The sequence below is a fragment of the Microbacterium maritypicum MF109 genome (assembly GCF_000455825.1).
In the GTDB taxonomy this organism is placed as follows: Bacteria; Actinomycetota; Actinomycetes; order Actinomycetales; family Microbacteriaceae; genus Microbacterium; species Microbacterium maritypicum_A.
This window is the reverse complement of sequence record NZ_ATAO01000170.1, coordinates 1-258: the sequence shown is the minus strand read 5'-3', so window position 1 is coordinate 258 and position 258 is coordinate 1. Positions and strand designations below refer to the sequence as shown.

Here is a 258-nt window from a genome sequence, read left to right as displayed (position 1 = left end):
CCCCGGTGGCACGGCGGCCCGCCGACCCGACGCTGTTCTGGAGCGCGACCGGCATCCTGCTCGTGCTGATGCCGCTGCTCGCCCTGACCCACGACGTCTGGATCCCGGCGGCGGTCGCCGCGCTCGCGCTGATCGGCCTGTTCGCGGTCCGGCGGCGCCGGGCGCTGCGGCTCTCGCTCGTCCCGTGGCAGGCGCTCGCGCTCGCCGCGTCGCTGTTCGTGCTGGTCGAGGCGGCGCACGCGCAGGGCCTGCTCGACT

The 258-nt window shown here is 76.7% G+C and carries 1 pseudogene; it reads left to right on the top strand.

Features of this window, described 5'->3' with window-relative positions:
* Positions 1-258: pseudogene (locus L687_RS0121500) on the top strand (arsenic transporter); the annotation flags it as partial.